Below are 16,309 nucleotides of genomic sequence, written 5' to 3'. Positions count from 1 at the left end.
TCCCTCATTTCAAATATTTTTTAACTTTTAGCTCAGCTCGATGCTCCTTCCAAGTTCCCAACCAACTAAAGGAATACTCTTTACATAGCACTGCAGCCAGATGAGTCAGGGCCGTGATAGCTTCCACCGTTTCCATAAGCAGTCGTTTTATTTGATGTCGCTCTTCATCCGTTATTTGTTCATTAGTTTTGCTGATTGGTGCTTGTCCCGATGCCACAAGTACTTCCCTCATCTCCTCGACGGTTTTTATTAGGACGCTTGCTCTATGCAGATCCACATTATCCAGCCAAGGTGAGAAGGCTCCCCCAGAAACATCTGCTACTGCTGCCAAGAAAAGCTGTCCATCATCGTAGTGCTCAACCGCTGCCTTCATGACTGGCCTAGAAGCTTTACGTGTTCCTTTAACGATTTTCCCGATTTGAGAAGCATCGACATTAGCTACTTTTCCAGCAATATGCCGGTTATCACCGGTACGTTTCAAGACGTCTTGTAGTGCGGCTCCAAATTGTCCGATTGCCAACTAGATTTCAACTCCTTTGTCCGTTTTATGGGATGCTATCGGACAGAGGCCTGATGTATGATGTTGTTAAGCGATTCCCCTTACCGCAATCCCTGCCCGCCGCTGCCGATAAAGCTCGGCGGGTTTTCTTTATCCGATTGCATGTCTGCGTTTAGCTTTGAAATCTTCACCAGCGTTATTATCGATCCACTCGGTGTGTTCATCGATCCACCGAAGTAATAAAGCTGACGGTATCCGTGGATTACCAAACTCACGATTCACTGGAAAGTCTGGACGTTTCATAACCTCAGTGGCTGTTGGTCTGCTAATGTCCAGAAGTTCCATGAACTGCTTAATGCTAAGCACTGGTGGTAGTGAAGTCGGGACTTGTACTGCGTAAACTTCAATTGCTCGAGATACAACTTTTTCAAGCAACCGTTCTAAGTCATCGCTGTCCATCACAACTATGGACATTAAGATCACCTCCTTGATTCAAATATGTTCCTTTAAGGAACTTTCGTCTTCAAAAAAATTTTCCCATGGAAATTTAAGAACACTAGCAATAGCTTTTGCAGCGGGAACAGCAGGAGTTTTAGTACCGACTTCAATATTTGTATAGTAACTCCGCGATATACCTGCTTCATCAGCTACCTGCTCATGAGTTTTACCTAATGTCTCACGAAGTTCTTTCAACCAACTCCTCATCCAGCATCACCTCCATTGTTCCTTTAAGTAACTTTATAGCTTGATTATATGTTACTTTAAGAAACATGTCAAACATAAAAGTTTCTTTTAAGAACATTTATATCAAGTTTCTTTTAGGAACATTATAATAGTCTTATCTTGTATAGTTGGGGTTGTGTACATGGAAATAGTAGGGAAACGAATAAAAGGTGAACGAGAGGCCTTAAAGAAACAGGATCAAAAATGGACTCAAGAATTTGTTGCAGATCTTATTGGTGTTGCTAGGGTAACCTACACTGCTTATGAAAATGGAACAAAATTACCACCAGTAGATACATTGAATAAAATAGCTGACACATTTGATTGTGACACTGATTTCTTAAGTGGAAGATCAAATATACGCAAGAAGCCTGAGAGCAACCTTACTTTCTACGGTGGGCCAAATGACTGGACAGAAGAGGAATTTAAAGCGGCTGATGATTTTATAAAGGAAATCAGAGAGGCACGACAAAGAGCTTTAGATAAAGCAAATAAAGAGCAGAAATAAAGAGGTTTTCCACATAGCCAGCAATGGCTTTTCTTTTACATACAAAATAGAACATATGTACGCTAATTGGAGGATTTAACATGAACTTATCCAAATACTTCAAAACCCCGTTGGAACAAACTATTGAAAATCACTACCTCTCCAGGGCTATATTGGTGCCAAACGATTTGACTATAGAACGAATTTCTGAAGCCTTTAATGTGGAGGTGCATTTCAAAAGCGTTAAATCGTTTTCTGATAATGAATTATGTGTAATTGTTATCAACCAACAGGATGAACGTGATGTACAGCATAAAACATTTTTCCACGAGCTTGGACACGTGCTCCGCCATGTTGGGGATCAGCGTCAGATTTCGGAGCTTTTCCAGCAAATGCAAGAAGCTGATGCCGAACGATTCAGTCTTTACGCAGCCATCCCCTTTTTCATGCTTGAAAAATTACAGCTCCCTGCTTTCGAAGAAGAAGCGGCAGGTATAGTTGCAACCGTATTTCAGGTTCCTCCAGAATTCGCACTGTTGCGTCTGAAACAGATTCGCGAGCGTATTGCTAGCGCTGAATTCATGACGGCTTTTACATATACTGCTGTGTCCAAGGAAAACACTTTACCATACACGACAACTCCTGAGCCAATCATACGAGGTGTTTACGGGCTTGACGATTTATCTAGACCCCACACGCTTATCATTGAACAACGTGGAGGTTTTAAGTGGGATCAGCCACTCTACATCGAGGTTAATGGAACCTTTAAAAGCGTGGATGTCCATCCAAACTCTAATCGGAATAGCGCTGTTGTTCGTTCAAGTGATCTATTAATCCCTCCGAGCCGTTCTGGATACGTAATGATCGACATGGAGCGAATTGCTTCTCGACATGGACAAAACGCAAACAAATTGTTTCTAACCATAGAAGCTTTAGAAGATGCTATTAATTTTTAATTTAGGAGGACCTACTCATGGCCAGTGTATTTAAAGTACCTGCAAAGAACAAACAAGGCTACAAGTGGAAGTGTGTCATGGAGGGTCCTCCTGATCCGGTCACAGGCAAGCGCCAACAGGTACCGAGGGTACGTGATACACAGAAGGAAGCCATCGCCGCAGCTCAGGCAGTTGTGGATCGTATGAAGGGTGGAACCGATACAAAGCGAGCCAAAAAAATGAAATTCAATGAGGCTGCTCAAGAATGGCTACAAGATTATATTATTACTAGCGGAGTTAAAGGAAAAACTGTGGAAGCTCATGTGTCCGACATTAATTTACTGAACAAATATTATGGTGGCGCTAATATCGATAAAATAACACATAACCAACATCAAAAAATGCTCAACAATTTGTTTTCAGAAGGATATGAGATAAACTCCATCTATCGTTATCACTCAACAGCAAATTTAATATTCAAATGGATCATCAAAGAAAATTTACGCATTGATAACCCTTGTCAAAACATAAAAATGCCTAAAAAACAACGGACAGTTTTAGAAGCTAAAAACAATGCACTGGAAGAAAAATTTCTGGAAAGAAGTGAAATTGAAGAATTTCTGGAAGTACTACAAAATCACGGTTTAGGTGATGATCTAGAGACGTTTTATTTTTTGCTGTTTAGCGGAGTGCGACCAGGAGAATTTTGTGCTTTAGAGTGGCCTGATTTCAACTTCGAAACTCATGACGTTCATATTTATAAAACACTTCACTTTCCACAGGGTGGAAGTGGCGCGTACCAATTAACACCTCCAAAGACTACCGGATCCGTCCGCACCTTTGATGTGGATGATTTCATCGTTGAGATGTTTAAGCGGTTAAAGGTAAAACAGTACGCTCGACATAAAAGATACAAGGAGCTCCACGATGATTTTGTAGAGACTCAGTTTATTTTGACCAATAACAACGGAACACCATTTACAAACTGGAAGTTAGTTAATCGTATGGCTCGTCTAATGAAATTAACAAGCATCAAGAAGCACGCAACTCCTCATATATTTCGACACACGCACATCACGATGCTAATCGAAGCAAGTATAGCCTCTGGCTCTCAGATTGATCTCAAAACGATTATGAAGCGTGTAGGTCACGATGATGCAAAAACCACACTCAAGATTTATACCCATGTGACAGAACGAATGATGCAGAGCAGTAGTGACAAACTAAAAATCCACTTCCAAAACATATTAACTCCCAAGGATCTGCCGGAAATGTGATTTTTCTGTGATTTCAAGATAAAAAAAAGACTCAAAATCCCTTGTAAACACTGATATATCAAGGTTTTTTGAGTCTTATACAATTTATTATATTAATATATTGGGGCAAACCGCAAGCATGCGTGTCCTTTCGAAAAAAAATGGGTCTTTATTCCCCTTATTATTCCAAAGTATCAGTATATATAAAGAAAACCCCCTCACCGTTAAGTGTTGGGGTTCATCCAGAAATATAAGGACTTGATTAGCGACAGTTTCTTGTTGTTGGAGGATTGCCGATCACTCCAGGGTACTGGTAAGTAAGGGGCTCATCAAATGTAGCATAATCAAAATAAATCATAAGTAATACAGTACGTTGACCAGTTACTGGGTCACTAATAATAATGTGGTCACGACCCGCAGCTTCCAGCACACCCTTGTAAACTTTGGCATTCCACTCTTTGTTATTTTCGTAAGTAAAATAAAATGTACCTACTTTGCCTAAATTCAGTCTGAAAATATTTTCGATATACGATTGTTCAAACTGTTGAGGTGGGTTTTGAACTACAACCCCTCCTGGTGTCATTGGACTTCCACTGCTAACTTGTGGCGGCATGCTACCCATGCCTTGCATCCCTTGCATTCCTGTAGACATTGGCATTTGCATACCTGAAGAAGAAACACTACCAATAGTATAAGTGACGGGACGGTATGGTTGAACGATCATTTAATGAAACCTCCTAAATGTTTATCGGAGCAGTTGCTCCCTTTGGACACAAAAGAACCTTTGCACTAGCTTACTGAGAGAATTACTCATAATAATGAGTAATTCTCTTTAACACAGTTACCCTGTTAATTACCAATAAATACAGACGGACAATCTTCTCCAGTCGGAGTAAAGAAGCAATGAGCTTTAAAGCGGCCTGTGTTTTGTTGGTTATACCAGGTTGGAGGGCAATCTCCTACAGGACGGAAGAACCATAAAGCATTGGTCGCTGGCCATGTTCTTTCACCTGCAATTGCACGTTTAGCAAGACGAATGTCTGCTTCTCTTGCTCGTTGATAGAAGTAGCTTTTCTGCGGGGCTTCGAATCCTCCTGGACTTTGATAGACCATGTCATTCACATTACGAATGTTCAAAAAATCAAGGCAATTGCCAAGAATCCGGTTGACACCAACATTGCCGACCATAAGCATACCGAGATCTCCATCTTCCTCAGCTTCCGCTCTCATCAACCGCGCTAGCACCTTCACATCTTCCGAGTTCGTTTTGATGACGGCCACGCTGTCTCCTCCTTGGGGTTGCTTCGTAAACAACCTCGTTCTTAACTGCATGGTGTATTGTATGTGCATTAGCCCAAGAGGTGACAGTTCCAACCTAATTTTAAAGCCATTTGCTTTCCGTTAGGTTCTTAATAGTCCGCAAATAAAAACCATTCTCTCTGCTCCGTTGAATGGAACAGAAGAATGGTTTAAGAATGAATGTATAGCTAATGACTACTCCGCTGTGGAGTATTGTGGTTGTCGCTCAAATCCGTGATATCTGGTTCCTTGATAGGTAAGCATGCCTTTATCGCCTTCTGCACTCATTCCATATTCATGGCCATCTACTTTAAATTCAATTCGACTGCCCCCATTCAATTCGTACGTTAAGTAGTAGGTTGTACTCGTACGACTTGAACCATTATCTTCTTGAACCTGCTGCTGTCTTATTTCACTCCGCTTGCTGACGATACGGGCAGGGATGGTTAGCATGGGTGAGCTATTGTTCCGGCTCCATTGAAGCAAACCCCTGCCTGCTGATACTGCAAGAATACCAACCATTACAATGAGAAATATTGGCATCACTGTTCCAGAGAAATCAAACATCCATGAAAGATCCGGGCCCATTCCCATGACATTTTCCCCCTTCATACCCATTAATTCAACCCTTAACTTAACTTCAGGCACTTCTTCTGTACATGTATATGCCTCTTCTAGTCCAGAAAGCATTAAATTAGTGAGACTTCATGCAAAAAGACCACTTCGTTTTCTTAGAAATCAAGAAATCGAGTGGTCTTTAATCATAATTTTGAGTGATCAGATTAAGCATGAACGAGGTCTAGCAATTGCTTCGTTTCGTCAGTCTCAACATCTAACATACCATTGTCTGCCCAGCATGCTCTGCATTGTTCTTCCGTTTCACACAGGTGAGCGTCATCACAGTTGTAGCAAAGTTGCAGCAGGTTTCTTGTCATATAATCTGTTTCAAAAGTTTTCATTGTAATCTCTCCTATTCGAAAGTTAAGTTTGTGAAAATTTGAACTTGTTCTATGTGTTAAATATATCACACGATCATTTAAATGTCATGTGATTTTTTTCACATCTATAAAGAAAATTTTAATTAAGTTTTTTCCTTATATTCAATCAATCAAAAACATAATGATTTAGAAGTTCATTCTTATTCAAAAAAAGCTGTTTCAAAAGTATTATCCTCTACTTTTGAAACAGCTTCACTTCACTTTACATCACACGCCAACTAATCCCACCATTTGTAGTTTGCAAGAGGAGCGAGCGTTTTTGTTCTTTTTTCTCAAGTAAAAGCCATCCCACCTCTGTGGAAATAAACTGCATCTTAATCGTCTCAGGATATTCCTCAAGCTTAGACTGCAGAACACTGCTCTCCTTTAGAGGGAGCCAAGTTTTCCCTTGGTTAGCGGTATGGTAAAGAGTATCACCAATAATGGCCCAACCAACTTGCGAATTCAGAAACGTCGGAGCGCTCTGATGATTCCCTCCGGTTGGACTCTTTAATTCAAACGGTGTGAATTTCCAGTTATCTCCACCATTAGCGGTAAAGTAACCGTGGTAAGTAATCGTCTTATCTTTATCATTTTGGCAGCCCACAGACATCCAACCATTAGTCTTACTAGCATCGAAGAACTCTGGTTTGCCAGTAATGACTCTGTCACAGCTTTCCAGTTGTTCATTTACCAGAAAAGACTGTCCTGGATTCCAACTCTGACCACCGTCCTTAGTTATAAAGATCTTAGGAAGGGCACCGGTCTGCAAAGTCACAAATCCTTCTACACGACTCTTGAAGATCATTCCAGTACTTACACCTGTGAACGGGATCGAATGATTGGGAAGGTTCGGATTATACTGTTCATTCTGCATCACTTCTTCCCATGTGGCCCCACCGTCTGACGTTGAATAAATCGCCTTGCTTTCCTTATTAGGAGTAGCGTTCGCAGAGGTCATTAACCATCCCTGTGTTGGTGAATTGAAATAAACGGAAGATACATTATTATCATCACCTAATGAAGAGATTTTCCAGCTTTTCCCTCCATCAGTGGTTCGTAGCACTATATTCTCTGTCGTACCAAAAGCACTTCTTATAATCCAACCATGGTTAGAGTCAGTAAAAAAGATGCCTTTTCCATAGACAGGTGTGGACAGGAACTGCACATTGGGTGCAGGAGAAATATTAGCCCAGGTCGCCCCGTTATTATGGGTAACGTACAAACGAAGTTCATTTTTTGTTACACCCCATACCATGCCCTCTGTCTCACTAAGCAGATGAAAACCCGTAATTCGAGTTTGAACCTGATATTTCGGGCCACTCTCTTTGTTAGTATTGTTATTTGGTGGTGTAATCAGAGTAATCGTCTGTCCTTCTTCCGGTGCTTCTGTAGGCTGTGGCTGTGGAGAAGGCTCCGGTGGTGGTGAAGAACATGCTGAGACTATCCACGCTAAAAAAAATAGCATCATAAACATTCTTAGAGTTTTCAATCCAGCGGTTCTAGATGTCAATGCCCTCTCTCCTCTCAATTGGAATCTTATTTATGATTTAACTTACTATTACGATAGCCGTATAGAAAATAGATCAGAAGTCCAAGACTCGTCCAAATCAGAAACCCAATCCATGTCTCACTTCCTAGATTATACATCAAATATCCGCATGTTGCCGCACTTAGCAATGGAATGAAGGGTACCCAGGGTACTCTGAACCCTCTTTTCATATTGGGATGAATAACCCGCAGGGCAATTACCCCCAAAGAAACGACAAAGAAGGCAAACAGTGTTCCAATGCTTGTTAAGTTAGCCAATCGATCCAAAGGAATAAAGCCCGTTAATACAGCTATAATGATCCCAACCATCCACGTACTACGAATAGGTGTCTGTGTTTTAGCATTGATCTTAGACAATCCTCGTGGTAAAAGACCATCACGTGAGATTGCGAATAACAGTCGGGTTTGACCGAACAGCATTACGAGCAGTACGGTGGTCATTCCCGCAATAGCTCCAACAGAGATTAGACCCGCTATCATATCTTGATTTACAACACGAAGCGCATAAGATACGGGATCACTAACATTGAGATCCGTATAAGGTATAATACCTGTTAATACAAGTGAAACTAGGATATACAATACAGAACATATAGCAAGAGATGAAATAATCCCTATAGGCAAATCGCGCTGTGGCTGTTTTACTTCTTCTGCAGCAGTCGATAACGCATCAAAACCTATGTAGGCAAAGAAGACAGTTGCCGCACCGTTTACAACACCTTGATAGCCAAAGGGTAGAAATGGAGTCCAGTTCTCTGGTTTAACATAGAAAAATCCAGTTACGATAAACAAAAGCACTACAGCTATTTTGATAACGACCATAATCGCATTAAAACGAGCAGTCTCTTTAGTTCCCCGTGTTAGTAAATAGGAAATTAGTAAAATGATTATTACTGCTGGTAAATTAATAATGGTACCTGCTTCCGCATTATACGCCCCGGATAGTGCTGTAGGAATATGGATACCAAAGCCCTCTAAAAGTCCCTGCAAATAGCCTGACCATCCACTGCTTACTGCAGCTGCTGCAACGCCATACTCTAACACAAGATCCCAGCCCAAAATCCAAGCAAGTAATTCTCCAAAAGCTACATAACTATAAGCATAGGCACTTCCGGAGACCGGGATGGTCGATGCAAACTCTGAATAACAAAGGGCTGACAGCACGCAGGCAAACGCGGCTAACAGGAATGAAATGACAAGGCCAGGACCAGCGTGTTCTGCTGCCGCTACTCCTGTCATTACAAAAATACCAGTACCAATAATCGCTCCTACACCTAACATGGTTAGATCCAGCGCACCAAGTGTTTTGTTCAACTTGGTTGCACCCGAGTTTGAAGGTGCGATTAGCGGTTTTTTGCGAAATAAATCCATTCTTACATTCTCTCCTGTCTAGTCTTGTTGTCAAATTGATTAGAGAATTTCTATTAAGTATGCCCAAAATGGGGTAATGCATTAAATAAGACCTGCTTGAAAACAATATCGTTAGCGATTATGATGGACAAGATTAAAAGCTAAAAATTTTAATTACTGAGGAGATGGAATCATGGCCCCCCCGAAACCCAATCGTGTCGTAGTCATTGGTACTGGAGCAGTTGGTACAACAACAGCCTATACATTACTGCTACGGAGACGTATGCCTGAGCTCGTACTTATTGACGTTAATCAAAAGAAAGCCCTTGGAGAAGCATTGGATATGAATCACGGCATGCCCTTTGTTGGTGGTGTGAAGCTATGGGCTGGTACATATGAAGATTGCCGGGAGGCGGATATCATCATTGTAACTGCCGGTGCATCACAAAAACCGGGTGAAACCCGGATAGATCTTCTCCGCAAAAACATTTCAATTTTCAAAGATATCGTTCAAAAAATCACCAAATATAATCAACATGCGATACTACTTATTGCTACTAATCCTGTAGATATTTTGTCATATGCCACTTTGAAAATAAGCGGTTTTGATCGCAGAAGAGTCATCGGTTCCGGAACGGTGCTGGATAGTGCACGTTTTCGCTACCTGATTGGACGCCACAAAGAAATTGATCCACGCAGTATTCATGGTCAGATTATCGGGGAACATGGAGACTCGGAACTTCCTGTTTGGAGTCTAGCGAATGTTGCCGGGATTGATCTCGGTTTTGACGAAGCAGAACAAGATGAAATATTCCAAGATACTAAGAATGCCGCTTATGAAATTATTGATGCCAAAGGCTCAACCTCTTACGCAATAGCATTAGCACTAGATCGTATTGTGGTATCCATTCTTCATAATGAAGGCTCTGTATTGAACGTATCTACTTTATTGAATAATTATAACGGAGTTTCGGATGTCTACCTTGGCGCCCCTTGCGTCGTAGATCGGTCCGGTGTACGAGAAGTACTAGATCTTCCATTAAATGAGACAGAACGAGCTCTATTCCAGAAATCTGCCGAGAAGCTTAAAGCTGAGATAGCTAAGCTAGAACTATAAGCAAATGAATACATGGGGCTCTCCCTGTTGTCATGATACATGGCCGGGGATAGCCCCTTTTTCATGAAAGATTTGCACTTAGAATTCTATCAAATCTGGACTTGCAATTTCGACATGGCTTCTTCCTTCTCACGGCTCGTGATATGCGTGTAAACCGTTGTTGTCTGAATGGAAGAGTGCCCCAGCAGCTCCTGAACCGTCCTCAGATCCGCACCTTTTCGTAGCAGCATGGTAGCGAAGGAATGTCGTAGCTTATGGCTGGAATAGGGTCGACGTTGTGCAGCAGGCACATCCCTTTGGAAACGATCGAAGGTGTCCGCAGCGATTTGCTGAATGCCACGTATGGACAGCCTGCGTCCTTTCTGTGAAATGAACATAGCTTCCTCTTTACTGCGCCAAGGATTTAATCGTTCTTCAATCGCCAGATCGAGAAAAGGTACCACATCCTCTGGAATCGGTACATTACGCCATTTACGACCCTTACCGAACACTCGAAGGGAATGTCTTTCTACATTATAATCACTTAAATTAAGCGTGTGGACTTCCCCCACCCGAAGCCCCATATAGGACATGAGTAAAAAGACTGCTAAATTACGACCTTTGTATTTCCCATCTATAGAAGACAAAAATCGCCCCAGATCACCTTCATCTAAGTAGACCGGTTCGCGATTGATCTCAGTTTTAGATTTCTTAATCCCAGCTGCAGGATTGGTAAGAAGCAATTCCAGCTCAATTAATGCCTTAAAAAAACAGTTAATTGAGGCATGCTTCCGGTTACGGGTAGCATCACTTACTCCACGTTCACGCACTGACGTAAGAAAAGAAATAACATGTAGCTTCTTTACGGACTCTAGCTTTTTACCATTCAGACTTTCTAAAAACTGTTTTACATCCACTAAATAGGATTTCTGCGTATAGGGAGTGTAACCGGCATCCTTCATCCAGATTAAAAAAGCCTCAAGCCCCTCTTCGTAGTCTTCACTCCACTCATTCATGGCTTCGAGCCTCCCTTGATTTCGACAATCTATTGTACCATAGAATAGCTACAAGAATTAAACTTAGCTGCTCCATTTTTCAGCATGCTTTTGCACAGCTTTTAAAAACTCTGTTAGAACAGGAGATTTCCATTTCTTATGATGATAGGCAATTTGAGTAGCCACACGCTGCGATTCATCATTCCAACTCAGCCTAGCTAACTTCCCTTCCGCTAATTCGTTGCTCACTGTAATCATTGGAATAAAAGCAATGCCTAGACCCGCCATAACACATTGCTTGATCGCCTCAATACTCCAAAACTCTAACGTAGGGTCCGGAAATACCCCGTGTCTGTTTAAATGATGTTCAAATAAAGTACGGTAGCTACAACCAGTTTCCGTATGCAATATCGTTTCTCCCTTAAGATGAACCGGTTCTACCACTGGAAGACTCAATAAGGGATGATCCGGCGGAGCGATCAGGGTCATTTGTTCATGCACCAGTGTTTCTATATTCAGATCTTTATCTTCCGTCTCTGGTTGCAGTAGGAAGGCCAAATCCAACTCACCGGATCGAACTAAATCCGTTAGCTCCCAGCAGGCCCCAGGCTTCAGAAGAATTTGGACCTTTGGATATTTCACGCGAAACTCCTTGATAATGCCTGGTAAACGAAAAGCAGCCAGGGATTCAGGTGCGCCAATTCGTAAAGACCCTGTTAGCTCACTCTCGGAGCGAAGAGCATCTTGCGCTAGAGAGTGCATTCTGGAGATCTCTTGAGCGAATGGGAGCAGACGGCGGCCTGCATCGGTTAGGATGATTTTTTTACTGATCCGATCAAATAAAGGCTGACCTATTTCAGTCTCTAACGCTTGGATCTGTGCGGTAATACTGGATTGTGCATAATCAAGCTTCTGTGCAGCGCGTGTGAAGCTACCCGTCTCCACTACGACTATAAAGGTAAAAAGATGACGTGATTCCATACGTGCCCCCTGAATAATAGTTACCCATCGGAATTTCGAATGGATACTATTCAAAAAATCTGTTTTTCCAATGGATCTATTATCTGCTACTCTATAACAAAAGACAATGAAAGCAGGATTAAAAATCATGAAAGATTCAAGTTCAACCACTTTACGAAGAAACATCGGCATGCCGCAAGCCATAGCTCTTTATATCGGCGCTGTATTGGGCTCGGGAGTCTTAATCGTTCCCGGACTGGCTGCAGAAATGGCAGGTCCCGCTTCATTGCTGGCATGGGGATTTATGACGCTGTTGATTTTGCCAATGGCCTTATCGATGGGCCTGCTCTCTGCCAAATTTCCTAACGCAGGAGGCGTGTCCCACTTCGTCACCCTTGCTTTCGGACCTAAAGCCGGATCTTTAGTGGGCTGGTTCTTCCTAATGTCCGTTCCGATTGGTGCGCCTGTCGCTGCGCTGACCGGAGCTGGTTATATGACAGCCGCAATGGGCTGGGATGAACCTGCGAGAATTACTATCGCTGCGGTGATGTTGGCCATTGGGCTATTTACAAACTGGATTGGTATGCAAGTGGCGGGAAAGGTACAAATTGCTGTAGTGATTGCGATTGTAGCTGTTCTCGTCTTCTCGTTTGCTACTGCGCTTCCTCGAATGGAGGTTGAACACTTCACTCCCTTTGCCCCACACGGATGGATGAGCATTGGACAGGCTGCAGCAATCCTATTTTGGTGTTTTATTGGTTGGGAAGCTGTCTCACATCTCTCTGAGGAGTTCAAAGATCCACAACGTGCTGCAGTTAAAGGTGTGACCATCGCTGCTATTATTGTAGGTGTTCTATATTTCTTATCCGCTTTAGCAACGGTTGGCACACAAAGCTACCTTAAAGGTGGATCGAGCACTTCACTTGTCTGGATCATCAGCCAGCCCCTTGGACGCTGGGGTGGATTTATCGCAGGACTTACAGGTCTCTTCATCTGTACCGCCACCATTATCGCTTATGCCGGTGCTGCCTCGCGTGTGGCTTATGCGTTATCACGTCAGGGCTATGCACCGCAATGGATGGGAAGACTATCCAAACCATATCATACCCCTATCGGTGGGATAGCTTTCCTGCTCCTTTGTTTTGTAACGGTCATGTCACTGTACAGCAGCGGATTGATATCTATCACTACTTTGATCCAGTTTCCAAATGCGACTTTTATCCTGACTTATATCGGAGGTTGTGCTGCGGGGATACGCCTACTTAAGGGAAGTAGATTAGGCGTAACGATTAGCTGGATCTCTTTTCTAGCTACCGCTGCTGTGTTTCCTTTTACAGGATGGGCAATAGGCTATCCGTTACTTATTACTTTGATGTTTATTTTGATCTTCCGTATCAAACATAAACAAGCGGTTGCCGGAATAAGGGATTTAAAAAGTGGAATTCGTGAGGATCAACAAAAAGCATTGTAAGACTCATATCGTTTCAGCATTCGTTTAGATGGTTATGGAATGAAGAGGGTAAACTATACTATGACCAGACAAAGGAGACGATACATCATGCCAAATCAACCAAAGATTATTCTTGAGCCAGCAGCACAGAAATTTGCCGATGATAATTCCAAACCTCCGTTCCTTCCTGATCTTGGACCAGAAAAAGGCCGTGAAACGGTAGATACTGTACAATCCAGTGAGATATATAAACCTGAAGTCGAAATTGAAGATCTTATGGTGCCAGGAGGACCTAATGGTAATGTTTCCATAAGAATTGTCCGGCCTCCTAGCTCCTCTTCCGCGTCGTTGCCAGTGATCCTTTACATTCATGGTGCTGGCTGGGTGTTTGGTAATGCACATACCCATGACCGCTTGATCCGTGAATTAGCTGTCGGAGCGGAGGCTGCCATTGTTTTTCCAAATTACAGCCTCTCTCCAGAAGCTAAATATCCTACAGCAATTGAAGAAATCTATGCTGTTCTGAAATGGATCGCTGCACAGGGTAGTGAACATGCACTTGATGCTAGCAAGCTATCCATAGGCGGTGATAGTGTCGGTGGAAATATGGCAGCCGCCATTACGCTTATGGCTAAAGAACGCAGTGGCCCGAAGATAGGGAAACAACTTTTGTTCTACCCGGTAACGGATGCCTCCTTTGATACAGAATCCTATCATGAGTTCGCCGAAGGATATTTCTTGCAGCGTGATGGAATGAAATGGTTCTGGGATCAATATACAACTGACCCTGAGGAGCGGAAGCAGATCACAGCCTCCCCGCTTCGAGCTAGTGTAGATCAGTTACGCGATCTACCCGAAGCACTAGTCATAACGGGTGAAGCAGATGTTCTACGTGATGAAGGTGAAGCTTATGCCGCCAAATTACGTGAAGCTGGAGTCACAGTCACGGCAGTTCGTTTTCAAGGGATCATACATGATTTCGTGATGCTTAATCCTTTAGCTGAAACCAATGCCAAAAAAGCCGCCATCAAGCTGGCGACTACATGGCTTCGCGAAGGTTTCTAAATAAATATGTTCGTTCACCAAATTAGAGAAAGCCTGCAAATGTGCAGGCTTTCTCTAACTATAAGTTTAATGCTATTTCTATAGCAGAATACCTTTGATGGCCCTCCTTTTCGTAGCTCGAAGCTCCCTTATTTGTGATAAGTACTTTCTTATAGGACAGTACCTTAAATTAGTTTACATAATAATGATTATGTAAACTAATTTATTTTTATAAAATAAGTATCAACAAATATGCCAAATTACCCCTCATCTTCTGAAGCTATTTCCCGCTTGAACTCACTGGTTCGACTCTCCAGACGAACTGAGCTACCATTTCCAATCTGAAAGGTCGTTCCAGAGCCAATCGATAAGATCCTAATATATTGCATGTTAATCGTTGATTCCTTGGAATCATTCAAAATCTCAACTTCATCTTCATTCACTTGCTTCGGCCATGCCATGGGTGGGATCTCTAAGGGTGAAGCCTCTCTATTATTGCTATTAATATCTTTTATGTTATATAGGTAATTTTCTTTACTACCCACAAATTTAGACTGAATCCGCTCTACAGATCCACATATGAAAATCGAACTGTCAGACAGATTATTGATATACACATCTAGTATACGTGAGGTGTGCATTTATTAACTGCCTTTTTGGACTTGATCTGGAGCACTCGGAGCATATTCTATCACGCAGTCAAACGCCGAAGAACAGTTAATCGTCTGCGTATCCCCTACTAAAAATACCGAAGAACCTGATATCGAAACCACTTTTACTGCGATTACATTTATGTCTCTGTTAATCACGGTTACTTTCATGCGGCTCCCGCCTTCCAGTTATGTTTATTTCCAAATGCCGTTCTACCGCCGTAACAATATCTCGTTTGATTTGTTCAACAATAGAAGCACTTTCCTCTTCTGTGTATCCACGCCCTTCTTCTGCGGCAGGAAGCTGGCTTACATACTCGTTAATCCGGCCATCCATCTGATTCAGCAGATCCTGAGTTACCATTTGGATATACTGCTCATCAATACTTAAGTTCTGTTCTTTTTCTAAGCGTGAAAATTGAGAAGGAACTTCCTCTTGCACATACTTCAGAATCTCTGGACGAATTTTATCCGATATTGCAGTTGGTGTCCCTCCCTCTTGCTCCCCAATAGGCTTACCATTGATCATCGCTTCATCCAGATTATTTCCCTCATTTGGTGTAATGCCTATATTTAAAGTGCCTTCCAGCTTCTCGATTTTCAATTGTTCAAAATGATAATTTATAGGACCTATACTTGCAATGTTATTGTTCTTTATGCTGACTACTTCACACTGTAAATCTTGGAGCTGTTTTTCTAGAAGTCGAATCTTTTCAGTTTGTATTCTTAGTGCATTAAAGACTTGCTGAACATAATACGGGTGCATACAACCCCCTCCTATGGTTTATTGTATGCGAAGGATGAGAGCCTAATTCTAGCGTGTATATAGTTCAGTTGGTGGAGGCAAGGGTACAAGAGGTGAATCACTTACCGCTGGTGATGGCGCAGGAGGAGATTCTGGAACGTCACTAGACTGATAACTATGAGACAAGGTATTAATTCGGCCGGAAGTACCGATCTGCAGTACCGATGAATTTGAGATCGTACCAATTTTCAGATGATTGACCGATATGCACTGATACACCGTAATATTCATG

The 16,309-nt window shown here is 42.2% G+C and carries 21 protein-coding genes; 6 read left to right on the top strand and 15 right to left on the bottom strand.

What is annotated here, in order from left to right:
- Positions 1–4 precede the first annotated feature (4 nt).
- The 3 genes from ACFWMP_RS14940 to ACFWMP_RS14930 all read right to left on the bottom strand — a co-directional run bounded on the left by ACFWMP_RS14940 (position 5) and on the right by ACFWMP_RS14930 (position 1,204).
- Positions 5–520, bottom strand: coding sequence for an XRE family transcriptional regulator (locus ACFWMP_RS14940; protein WP_379424076.1), 516 nt, complete (start codon positions 518–520; stop codon positions 5–7).
- 129 nt (positions 521–649) lie between these two features.
- Entirely contained in the window at positions 650–973 is a 324-nt protein-coding gene (locus ACFWMP_RS14935) for a hypothetical protein (protein ID WP_081383892.1), read from the bottom strand.
- 18 nt (positions 974–991) lie between these two features.
- Positions 992–1,204 (bottom strand): helix-turn-helix transcriptional regulator, encoded by a 213-nt coding sequence (locus ACFWMP_RS14930; protein ID WP_076310590.1) that lies wholly within the window; start codon positions 1,202–1,204, stop codon positions 992–994.
- A gap of 160 nt (positions 1,205–1,364) precedes the next feature.
- On the opposite strand from ACFWMP_RS14930, the gene ACFWMP_RS14925 reads away from it, so the two are divergent.
- The 3 genes from ACFWMP_RS14925 (at position 1,365) to ACFWMP_RS14915 (ending at position 3,921) form a co-directional block, all read left to right on the top strand.
- Complete coding sequence (locus ACFWMP_RS14925) at positions 1,365–1,730, top strand: helix-turn-helix domain-containing protein (RefSeq protein ID WP_076220787.1); 366 nt, start codon at positions 1,365–1,367, stop codon at positions 1,728–1,730.
- Between the two features lie 80 nt (positions 1,731–1,810).
- A complete protein-coding gene (locus ACFWMP_RS14920; protein WP_379424075.1) occupies positions 1,811–2,665 on the top strand; it encodes an ImmA/IrrE family metallo-endopeptidase in 855 nt (284 codons plus the stop codon).
- A gap of 17 nt (positions 2,666–2,682) precedes the next feature.
- Positions 2,683–3,921, top strand: coding sequence for a tyrosine-type recombinase/integrase (locus ACFWMP_RS14915; protein WP_379424074.1), 1,239 nt, complete (start codon positions 2,683–2,685; stop codon positions 3,919–3,921).
- 241 nt (positions 3,922–4,162) lie between these two features.
- Here the strand turns inward: ACFWMP_RS14915 and gerQ are convergent, their stop codons facing one another.
- The 6 genes from gerQ to bcaP form a co-directional block, all read right to left on the bottom strand.
- On the bottom strand, positions 4,163–4,624 hold the full coding sequence (gerQ, locus tag ACFWMP_RS14910) for a spore coat protein GerQ (RefSeq protein WP_076283593.1): 462 nt from the start codon (positions 4,622–4,624) through the stop codon (positions 4,163–4,165).
- A 125-nt stretch (positions 4,625–4,749) separates the two neighbouring features.
- On the bottom strand, positions 4,750–5,181 hold the full coding sequence (locus tag ACFWMP_RS14905; RefSeq protein WP_042188711.1) for a cell wall hydrolase: 432 nt from the start codon (positions 5,179–5,181) through the stop codon (positions 4,750–4,752).
- A gap of 213 nt (positions 5,182–5,394) precedes the next feature.
- The gene (locus tag ACFWMP_RS14900) at positions 5,395–5,889 is read right to left on the bottom strand and encodes a DUF2500 domain-containing protein (RefSeq protein WP_379424073.1); all 495 of its coding nucleotides are present in this window, start codon (positions 5,887–5,889) and stop codon (positions 5,395–5,397) included.
- A gap of 92 nt (positions 5,890–5,981) precedes the next feature.
- On the bottom strand, positions 5,982–6,158 hold the full coding sequence (locus tag ACFWMP_RS14895) for a hypothetical protein (protein WP_179085723.1): 177 nt from the start codon (positions 6,156–6,158) through the stop codon (positions 5,982–5,984).
- Positions 6,159–6,399: 241 nt separating this feature from the next.
- Positions 6,400–7,689 carry a WD40/YVTN/BNR-like repeat-containing protein gene (locus tag ACFWMP_RS14890; protein ID WP_052404314.1) on the bottom strand — a complete coding sequence of 430 codons (1,290 nt, stop codon included), beginning with the start codon at positions 7,687–7,689 and terminating at the stop codon, positions 6,400–6,402.
- Between the two features lie 26 nt (positions 7,690–7,715).
- Positions 7,716–9,098 (bottom strand): branched-chain amino acid transporter BcaP, encoded by a 1,383-nt coding sequence (gene bcaP / locus ACFWMP_RS14885; RefSeq protein WP_076283591.1) that lies wholly within the window; start codon positions 9,096–9,098, stop codon positions 7,716–7,718.
- A gap of 172 nt (positions 9,099–9,270) precedes the next feature.
- On the opposite strand from bcaP, the gene ACFWMP_RS14880 reads away from it, so the two are divergent.
- Positions 9,271–10,194, top strand: a complete 924-nt coding sequence (locus ACFWMP_RS14880; RefSeq protein WP_042188714.1) for an L-lactate dehydrogenase — start codon at positions 9,271–9,273, stop codon at positions 10,192–10,194.
- An 89-nt stretch (positions 10,195–10,283) separates the two neighbouring features.
- Here the strand turns inward: ACFWMP_RS14880 and ACFWMP_RS14875 are convergent, their stop codons facing one another.
- Positions 10,284–11,189 carry a tyrosine-type recombinase/integrase gene (locus ACFWMP_RS14875; protein WP_076283590.1) on the bottom strand — a complete coding sequence of 302 codons (906 nt, stop codon included), beginning with the start codon at positions 11,187–11,189 and terminating at the stop codon, positions 10,284–10,286.
- A 63-nt stretch (positions 11,190–11,252) separates the two neighbouring features.
- A complete protein-coding gene (locus ACFWMP_RS14870; RefSeq protein WP_339241497.1) occupies positions 11,253–12,149 on the bottom strand; it encodes a LysR family transcriptional regulator in 897 nt (298 codons plus the stop codon).
- Between the two features lie 127 nt (positions 12,150–12,276).
- Here ACFWMP_RS14870 and ACFWMP_RS14865 point away from each other — a divergent pair, with 127 nt between their 5' ends.
- The gene (locus ACFWMP_RS14865) at positions 12,277–13,599 is read left to right on the top strand and encodes an APC family permease (protein ID WP_379424072.1); all 1,323 of its coding nucleotides are present in this window, start codon (positions 12,277–12,279) and stop codon (positions 13,597–13,599) included.
- Between the two features lie 87 nt (positions 13,600–13,686).
- Positions 13,687–14,643, top strand: coding sequence for an alpha/beta hydrolase (locus tag ACFWMP_RS14860; RefSeq protein WP_042188722.1), 957 nt, complete (start codon positions 13,687–13,689; stop codon positions 14,641–14,643).
- A gap of 239 nt (positions 14,644–14,882) precedes the next feature.
- Here ACFWMP_RS14860 and ACFWMP_RS14855 read toward each other — a convergent pair whose 3' ends face one another.
- The 4 genes from ACFWMP_RS14855 to ACFWMP_RS14840 all read right to left on the bottom strand — a co-directional run bounded on the left by ACFWMP_RS14855 (position 14,883) and on the right by ACFWMP_RS14840 (position 16,308).
- The gene (locus ACFWMP_RS14855; RefSeq protein ID WP_379424071.1) at positions 14,883–15,083 is read right to left on the bottom strand and encodes a hypothetical protein; all 201 of its coding nucleotides are present in this window, start codon (positions 15,081–15,083) and stop codon (positions 14,883–14,885) included.
- A 183-nt stretch (positions 15,084–15,266) separates the two neighbouring features.
- Positions 15,267–15,443 carry a spore gernimation protein GerPD gene (locus ACFWMP_RS14850; RefSeq protein WP_379424070.1) on the bottom strand — a complete coding sequence of 59 codons (177 nt, stop codon included), beginning with the start codon at positions 15,441–15,443 and terminating at the stop codon, positions 15,267–15,269.
- Positions 15,424–16,038, bottom strand: a complete 615-nt coding sequence (gerPC, locus tag ACFWMP_RS14845) for a spore germination protein GerPC (RefSeq protein WP_379424069.1) — start codon at positions 16,036–16,038, stop codon at positions 15,424–15,426. Before gerPC ends, ACFWMP_RS14850 begins: the two co-directional genes overlap by 20 nt.
- Before the next feature lie 48 nt (positions 16,039–16,086).
- On the bottom strand, positions 16,087–16,308 hold the full coding sequence (locus ACFWMP_RS14840) for a spore germination protein GerPB (protein ID WP_379424068.1): 222 nt from the start codon (positions 16,306–16,308) through the stop codon (positions 16,087–16,089).
- Position 16,309: the final 1 nt, after the last annotated feature.

The sequence above is a fragment of the Paenibacillus sp. NPDC058367 genome, assembly GCF_042723305.1.
In the GTDB taxonomy this organism is placed as follows: Bacteria; Bacillota; Bacilli; order Paenibacillales; family Paenibacillaceae; genus Paenibacillus_AQ.
The sequence above is the reverse complement of the archived record's forward strand: the minus strand, read 5'-3'. Positions and strand labels throughout refer to the sequence as shown.